The sequence below is a fragment of the Mycoplasma sp. 4423 genome, from assembly GCF_054353855.1.
This window is the reverse complement of sequence record NZ_JBTHHJ010000008.1, coordinates 43,625-51,247: the sequence shown is the minus strand read 5'-3', so window position 1 is coordinate 51,247 and position 7,623 is coordinate 43,625. Positions and strand designations below refer to the sequence as shown.

Annotated in this window: 9 protein-coding genes; 3 read left to right on the top strand and 6 right to left on the bottom strand. The window is 28.2% G+C overall.

What is annotated here, in order from left to right; translation table 4 throughout:
* On the bottom strand, window positions 1–706 hold a 706-nt coding region (locus ACXYRN_RS02125), incomplete at its 3' end, for a restriction endonuclease subunit S (protein ID WP_458607500.1).
* A 214-nt stretch (window positions 707–920) separates the two neighbouring features.
* Between ACXYRN_RS02125 and ACXYRN_RS02120 the strand changes: the two genes are divergently transcribed.
* The 3 genes from ACXYRN_RS02120 to rpmE all read left to right on the top strand — a co-directional run bounded on the left by ACXYRN_RS02120 (window position 921) and on the right by rpmE (window position 2,526).
* On the top strand, window positions 921–1,514 hold the full coding sequence (locus tag ACXYRN_RS02120; protein WP_458607499.1) for an FMN-dependent NADH-azoreductase: 594 nt from the start codon (window positions 921–923) through the stop codon (window positions 1,512–1,514).
* 187 nt (window positions 1,515–1,701) lie between these two features.
* Entirely contained in the window at window positions 1,702–2,301 is a 600-nt protein-coding gene (gene rpsD / locus ACXYRN_RS02115) for a 30S ribosomal protein S4 (RefSeq protein WP_458607498.1), read from the top strand.
* 12 nt (window positions 2,302–2,313) lie between these two features.
* On the top strand, window positions 2,314–2,526 hold the full coding sequence (gene rpmE, locus ACXYRN_RS02110) for a 50S ribosomal protein L31 (RefSeq protein ID WP_435130593.1): 213 nt from the start codon (window positions 2,314–2,316) through the stop codon (window positions 2,524–2,526).
* Between the two features lie 59 nt (window positions 2,527–2,585).
* Here rpmE and ACXYRN_RS02105 read toward each other — a convergent pair whose 3' ends face one another.
* From ACXYRN_RS02105 to ACXYRN_RS02085, 5 genes are read right to left on the bottom strand one after another with little or no spacing between them, the layout of a single operon-like run.
* On the bottom strand, window positions 2,586–3,722 hold the full coding sequence (locus ACXYRN_RS02105; RefSeq protein WP_458607497.1) for a YhjD/YihY/BrkB family envelope integrity protein: 1,137 nt from the start codon (window positions 3,720–3,722) through the stop codon (window positions 2,586–2,588).
* Window positions 3,703–5,127 carry an Asp-tRNA(Asn)/Glu-tRNA(Gln) amidotransferase subunit GatB gene (gene gatB / locus ACXYRN_RS02100; RefSeq protein WP_458607496.1) on the bottom strand — a complete coding sequence of 475 codons (1,425 nt, stop codon included), beginning with the start codon at window positions 5,125–5,127 and terminating at the stop codon, window positions 3,703–3,705. Before gatB ends, ACXYRN_RS02105 begins: the two co-directional genes overlap by 20 nt.
* Entirely contained in the window at window positions 5,120–6,445 is a 1,326-nt protein-coding gene (locus ACXYRN_RS02095) for an amidase family protein (protein ID WP_458607495.1), read from the bottom strand. Before ACXYRN_RS02095 ends, gatB begins: the two co-directional genes overlap by 8 nt.
* The gene (locus ACXYRN_RS02090) at window positions 6,445–6,747 is read right to left on the bottom strand and encodes an Asp-tRNA(Asn)/Glu-tRNA(Gln) amidotransferase subunit GatC (protein WP_458607494.1); all 303 of its coding nucleotides are present in this window, start codon (window positions 6,745–6,747) and stop codon (window positions 6,445–6,447) included. Before ACXYRN_RS02090 ends, ACXYRN_RS02095 begins: the two co-directional genes overlap by 1 nt.
* 7 nt (window positions 6,748–6,754) lie before the next feature.
* Window positions 6,755–7,588, bottom strand: a complete 834-nt coding sequence (locus ACXYRN_RS02085) for a pseudouridine synthase (protein WP_458607493.1) — start codon at window positions 7,586–7,588, stop codon at window positions 6,755–6,757.
* Between the last annotated feature and the right edge of the window lie 35 nt (window positions 7,589–7,623).

The window sequence follows — 7,623 nt, the reverse complement described above, 5'->3', positions numbered from 1 at the left end:
CATATGAATCAAAGAGTGATTCCAGAGCCTCCTGTTCTCAAGCGTGAGTAAATTCCGAAAAACGAATATTAGGAAATTTTGAATTTTGATCAGGGAACATTTTAGATAGCAATGTAGACTTAATATTCATTAAAAAGTCATATTTTTGCTGATGAAGTGTAAGGTAAGAATCTAAGGAAGTTAAAAGTTGGGAGATTTTTTGTTGTTCAGTTGTATTTTTAGGTTTTTTAAAAGTAATATTACTAAAATTTCCTAGTGTAATTGTTGGTATTGTACCAACAGTAACATTTTTAAGCGTTTGAGAATGAACATTTCATGTTTTTAGTAAATAATATACAAATTCCAGGTTAAATTTATTTCTTATTTCTATCCCTAAAATACCTTGTTTTGTGCAAAGGGGTATTTTATTGATAGAAACATTTCCAATAGTAGCTCCATTTGTAAAAATTATGCTATCTTTTTTAATCATTCATGCAGAAGAATTTTTTAAACCTTCTTCAGTAATAAAATTATTTGTTTGATAAACATATTTGCTTGATGTATCTTCTATTTTTAAAAAAGGAATTTTTCCATTTTTATAATAATTCTCTATGTTTGTATTTGGGGTTCCGCCCTCAGAAGCATAATCGTAAATGTTTCCCAAGAGATCCTCTTCTCAATCACCAGTAAATTCCTTAAATCTTATTTCAGGTATTTTTTTGTTCATCTCTACCACCTTTGGTTATATATTATAAATTATTTTCTATAACTTATTTGTTATTTATAAAATTCGATACAAAATATAAATATATCTAGTAATTAAAATCCACTCTTAATCAACTACAAAACAAAAAACGAAAAATAACCTATAAAAATGCAAGTTTTTTTATACTTTTTAGAAAAATAGTATAATAATATCCTAAATAAATAAAGGAGAATTAATGCAAAAAATATTACTTTTAGACGGTAATTTAATTAACAAGGATCATTCATCATATACCGGTGATACTATGGATTATCTTGAAACAAAATTTAAAAGTGAAGGTAAAGATGTTAAAAGATTTGATCTAAATGAAACTCATGGAGACATCTTTTTAACCAAAAAAACATACCCAGATTATTGAAAACAAATTGATTCAGATAAGTGAATTAATTTGTTAAAAGAAACTGATTTAGTAGTTATTTCTACATCAATGATTAACTTTGCTGCTTCAGTTGTAGTTAAAAACTTTATTGACAGTGTTTCGTTAGCTGATAAAACTTTTTCATATAAATATTCTAAAAAAGGTGAAGCAATTGGATTATTAGATCACCTTAATGTTTTGATTATTGCTTCACAAGGAGCGCCACAAGATTGGTATCAATGAGGTTCACATGTTTCATGACTTGAAGGAACATGAAAATTCCTAGGTGCTAAAAATGTGCAAATTTACCGTATTAATGGAACTAAGGTAAAACCTATTTCAGAAGAAAAAGCTACAGTTTATGTAGATAACCACAAACATGAACTTGATCATGTTCTTGCAAAATTCTAATCATTTAATTTTTATAAAAACAAAATTGTGATAGAATTAAGAAGCATAAATTAGCAGCAGTTTGTTATTGTTTTGTATAAATTTAACGCGTATAACTTGTTAGTAGATAAAGCTGAATTTTGAAAGCATTAAGTTAAAGTTATTAAACAAGAAATAAACCCTCTTCTATATGCAGAAAAGAGGATAAATGTCAAGATATACTGGACCAGTATTTAAAAAATCACGTCGTCTTGGTTTTTCAATTTTAGAAACCGGAAAAGAGTTTTCTAAAGGTAGAAAAAGAACATATGCACCAGGGCAACACGGAAATAAAAAAGTTAAACTATCAGATTACGGATTGCACTTATATGAAAAGCAAAAAGTAAAACACCTATTTGGACTTAACGAAAAACAACTTCGTAGAACTTTTGAAAGAGCAACCAAATTAAAAGGTATTACAGGTACCAACTTCCTACAATTATTAGAATTACGTTTAGATAACCTTGTTTATCGTGCCGGATTCGCTTCAACACGTAGACAAGCTCGTCAATTAGTTAACCATAATCATTTCACCTTAAATGGTAAAAAAGCTAATATTCCTTCAATAACTGTATCAGTAGGAGATGTTATTGAATTAAAAGAAAAATCAAGAGCAAATGTACAAATTACTGAAAGTTTAGCAAATAAAGTAGCATCTGCTTGATTAACCAGAAAAGACTTTAGTGTAAAATTGGATCGCTTACCAGAAAGAACAGAAATTCACCCAGAAATTAAAGACTCATTAGTAGTTGAGTTCTACTCAAAATAATAAGGAATAAATATGAAAAAAGATTTACACCCAGATTACCATCAAGTTAAAGTAACTTGTTCAACATGTCAAAGTGAATTTCAATTTAATTCAACTAAAAAACATTTTACAGTTGATGTTTGTTCAGGATGTCATGCTGTATATACTGGAAATAGAACACAAGCAAAAGCAACTGGAAGAATTGATAGATTTAACAAACGTCTTGAAAAGAAGGCATCTAAATAATATTATAGATACCAATATTTGTGATTAATAAAAAACTTATCCATATCGATAAGTTTTTTTTAAAACCATCATGCCAAGGTTTTTTTTGGTATCGTCCTTGTATTAATATAACTTTTATAATATGCATTATTAAATGTAATTCCTAAAAACATAAAATACACAAATCAGTTCACAAAGAATCCGATACTAAAAAAGAATCCTACTGCTGCTCCATAGTTATTATTGGTAAATAATCTACTTAAATATGTATATGCGATAACTAAAATAACAGATGGAAGAGCAGAAATAATAACACCTTTGTAAATGCCTTTAAAATTTATTTTAAAGGAAGGAACAAATTTAAATAAATATAAAAATATTATGATAAAAAATATTATAGTAAAAATAATATATAACAAGTCGTTAACACCACTTCCATCAAGTCTGTGTGCATTGAATAAACGAGCTTGAATAAAGATATTAAGAGTAGACATTGTTCATAAAATTATAGCTACACCAAGTACGATAAACAGCCCTTTTGCTTTATTGCCTCAATATGTTCCTACTTTTTCGTGCGAATAAATTACATTATAAGAAGTGATAAGTTTTCCATAACCACCTGCTGCTATGTATAAAGCAGGTAAAGCTACAAAAGAACCAGGAATCAAGGTGTATAACTTTTGTAGCAAATTATTAACCTGTATTTTACCAGGTGATGGGTTAAAATAAAGATCTCCACCTGGAATAAATTTATTAAAGATAGTAACATTAAAAAGTGCTTGAAAAGTACTAGTGTTACCATATTTGTTTTCAACTGTTTCTTTATAAAAACTATCTACATAGTTTGTAAATGAACCAATGTTATCATTTATGGTAATGTTTAAAAAATAAACAATATAAATAACAGAAACAAAGGAAATTAACATATAAAAAGCAGTAGAGAGTCAAATAAAATTATATTCAGATGAAGAGAATTTATCATAAACATAGTTTACAACCTTACGACGCTTAACTTTTTGATTTTGGTTATAACTACGAATTAAAACAAAAGCAAAAATACTAATAATTCCTTTGATAAAAAACTCATAAATCCAATAAAAGAAATCAAAGGTAGCAAAATAAACAATATTAAGATAAAATCTTTTATATATCTTTTTTGGTATTCGCATTTTAATTAGTTTTTTGTAACTAAGTGGTTTATTTTTTGAAGCGAGCATCGAGAACCTTAACTGCAATTTCGTTTGAAATTATCGGATTTACTTGTCCATTTGTCTGTTTCATTAAATTACCTAGCACAAACTTCAATACTTTTTCAGGCCGATTTAAGTATTCAGAAACTAATGCTGAATTATTTTCTATTATTGCTTGTAAATAATTTGTAATAAGTTTTGGATCTGAAATTTGTTTAAGTTGATGTTGGTCTAAAAGATCGTTGATATCAGAATCAAAGTTTACAAGTAAAGGAATCAATTTCTTTAGAGACTTACCTGAAATAACTCCTTGGTCTAAAAGTTGCATTGCTTTAGCGATATCCTCAACTTTTATCCCTAAATCATAGGCTAAAACACCTTTTAAGTTAGCAAGTGAAACTATTTCAGCAAAAAATACTTTTGATAAAGCTTCTTTATTTTCATAAGGAATCAAATCAAAATACTGTGCTAATTTAATATCATCTAATAAGCTATTGATATAAATATTTTGAATTTTTAGACTTTGATATCTAACTCTTCGCTCAAGTGGTAGTTCTTTTAATACTACTGAATTAATAAATGCATCAGAAAGTTTGATATAAGGAATATTAGGTTCAGGGAAGTAGCGATAATCAACTGCTGCTGTTTTAGTTCGCATTACAACATTAGCATTGCTTTGATCGTCAAATCTCTTGGTTTGTTGTAAAATTTCTTGTCCTAAAAGTAACTTACTTCTTTGTAATTTAATTTCATATTCAATTGCTTTTTTAATATTAGAAAGCGAATTCATATTTTTAATTTCAACTTTTGTACCAAATTTTTCTACACCATAAGGACGTAAAGAAATATTAATATCAGCACGTAATGTTCCTTGCTCTAGTTTTCCATCTGATATATCAAGTGACTGCACAGTCTTTTTAATCATATCGACATATGCTGCAGCTTCATCAGCATTTTTTATCACAGGATATGTTACAATTTCAATCAGTGGAACTCCGGCACGATTGTAATCTAATAAAGTCCCTTGCTCACTATGATGTTGGCGTGCTGTATCTTCTTCTAAATGGATTCTTTCAATTGCTATACTTTGTATTTTATCATTTACTATGATATCAATTTTACCGTTTTTACCTATCGGACGGTAAAATTGAGTGATTTGATATCCTTTTGGTAAATCAGGATAAAAATAATTTTTACGGTCAAAGTGTAATTGTGTATCAATTTGCATATTTAATGCTTTAGCAAGTGCAATAGCATACTTTACAGCCTGCTTATTAACTTGTGGTAAGGTCCCTGGATATCCTAAATCAATTTGATTTGCTGTGGTATTTACCGGTGCATTATAATCATTTAACATTGCAGAAAACATTTTAGTTTTAGTTTTTAATTCAACATGGATTTCAATTCCAATAATTGTTTCAAAATTATTCATGTTTTTCTCCGATTAGTTCTTCAAATCATTCTGCATATGCTAATAACTTTTTATCATCATAAATCTTGGTTTCTAATGCTATCGAAAATGGTAAATTATGATGCTTTGCTAATGGTAATGTAATCGATGGATTCCCTGCTAAATTGGCAGTAGTTAAGATATAACTCATCACATCGTAGTCTTTAGGAGCATCAAAAGTAGGAGCAACTGCAGCAAAGGCTGGGAAAATAACTAAATCACCTTGATCTTGCAAGGATTTTCAATACTCAACTATTACCCTACGAGCTTTTTGAGCCTTAAATAACATTTCTTCAACATTTTCAGCATATAAAAAGTAACTACCTAGCGACAAGCGTTCTTGAACCATTTTTCCAAAGTGTTTTGAACGAGTGCTACGAATAATTTCTTCTCATGAACTTGCATCAACACGATTTGCAAAACCGATACCTGTTAAATTAGCTAAATTTGAACTTGCTTCTGAATAAGAAATTATTTCATAAGCAGGTTTTACACATCTTAAAATATCTATATTTGGTTTAATTTTTTCAACTTTTATCCCTGTAGCAGATAACTTTTGCAACAATTGTTGATATGCATCATTGATATAATCTTCACAAAATTGTGAAAAATCAAGTGCAATTACACTCTTAGGTTTACTTTTAATAACATCTTTAATTTCAACATCTACAGATGTCATATCTTTGTTATCTTTACCATATAACACCTGTGACATTGCAATAATATCGTTAACATTATGAGCAAAATAAGCAACTGTGTCAAGCGAAGATGCATAAGCATATAATCCGTAGCGACTGATTGCTCCATATGATGGTTTAAATCCTGGGATTCCATTATAACTACCTGGTAATCTTACACTATCACCAGTATCAGAACCTAATGCAATCGAAATGTTTTCATTAAATGTAGCAACAGAACCTGATGAAGAACCACCTGCATAACGATTTTTATCTAACGGATTTGTTATTAACCCGTATCCACTGTATGTTCCGGTTCCTCCGAGTGCTAATTCATCAAGATGTACTTTGGCAACAAAGTGTGCTCCATTAGCATATAGTTTTTTAACTGCAGTAGCTGAATAACCAGGTTCAAAATTTTCTAAAATTTTTGATGATCCTGATGTTGGAGCACATTTAGTTGCATAGTTATCTTTAATTGTTAAAACTGCTTTTGATAAACTCATATCTTTGGTATAAAAATCTGTATTATAAGGAAATAAGTACGCAACAGCATTGTTTTTATCATTTTTTAAATCATTGTATGCAGCATCATAATTTCCAAGATGTTTGATTCTACGCACTATTTTACCACCTTTGTTAACTTAAGGTAATCACCATCTGATTCAGGTGCATTAGATAATATTCTTGCTTTTGTAATGCGATCTTCTTCATTATATTCATCTTCTCTAAGAAAATCAATTTGATAACTTTCATTAATATGACTCATTGGTTTAACATTTGTTAAATCTAATTTATCAAAATATTTAATTTGTTTTTGCAGTTTATTTCAATTTTCAAGGATGTCATTAACTACTTGCTTGGTAGGTTCAAACATCAAAGTTTTAACAATTTCATTCAGTTTTTCTTTAGTAATTTTAATCATATTTCTCCTATCACTTTGCTGGTGCATAAAATTCAAAGTTATTTAAATAAGCTAAATTACCAGATAAACCTACAAATTTTAAATAATATGAATGTAGCATCAATCTAGATGCTTTTTTACCACCATATTTCATATCACCATAAATTGGTTTACCTAGGAATTTTAATGATAAACGGATTTGATGTTTGCGTCCAGTCAGCAATTGTGCTATTTGTTTGTTGTTTTCTATTGAAAAGATAGTCTTAGCATATTTATAACCATCTTTAGTCTTAACTGATGTTTTAATTTTATTATTTTGCTTACCAAAATATAATTCAACTTCTTTATATGCTTCATTAAAGTCACTTTTAAATAAATATTTTTTAATAAAATTAATACTAGAAGCATTTAAAGCGACTAATGAAGCATAATTTTTAGCATATAAAATAATTCCACTGGTTTCTTTGTCTAAACGACCTACATGACTAGGTTTAAAACTATCAATTTGCTTATAATTAAGGTATGAAAGAACTTGCTGATCTAAACTATGTTCATCACCATGAACCACTACTCCTGCTTGTTTATTAATTAAAAGAATATTATCATCTTCATATAAAATATTTAAATCAAATGATACTTTTTTAAAGGTATTTTTAAATATATCATTTATCCCATATACAACAATTTCGTCATTTTCATTGATTATTAAATCTTTGCTTACTTTTCTACTATTATTAACTTTTATATCTTTTTTTCGAAAAAGCTTCTCTATCCGTGAAACTGGGACATTATTCAAATATTTAATTAAAAGCTTAAATAATGTTCGCCCTGAATCGTTATTTGTTGCACTAATTTCAAACATTTTACTCCTATATAAATTAAATTATACATTATTTT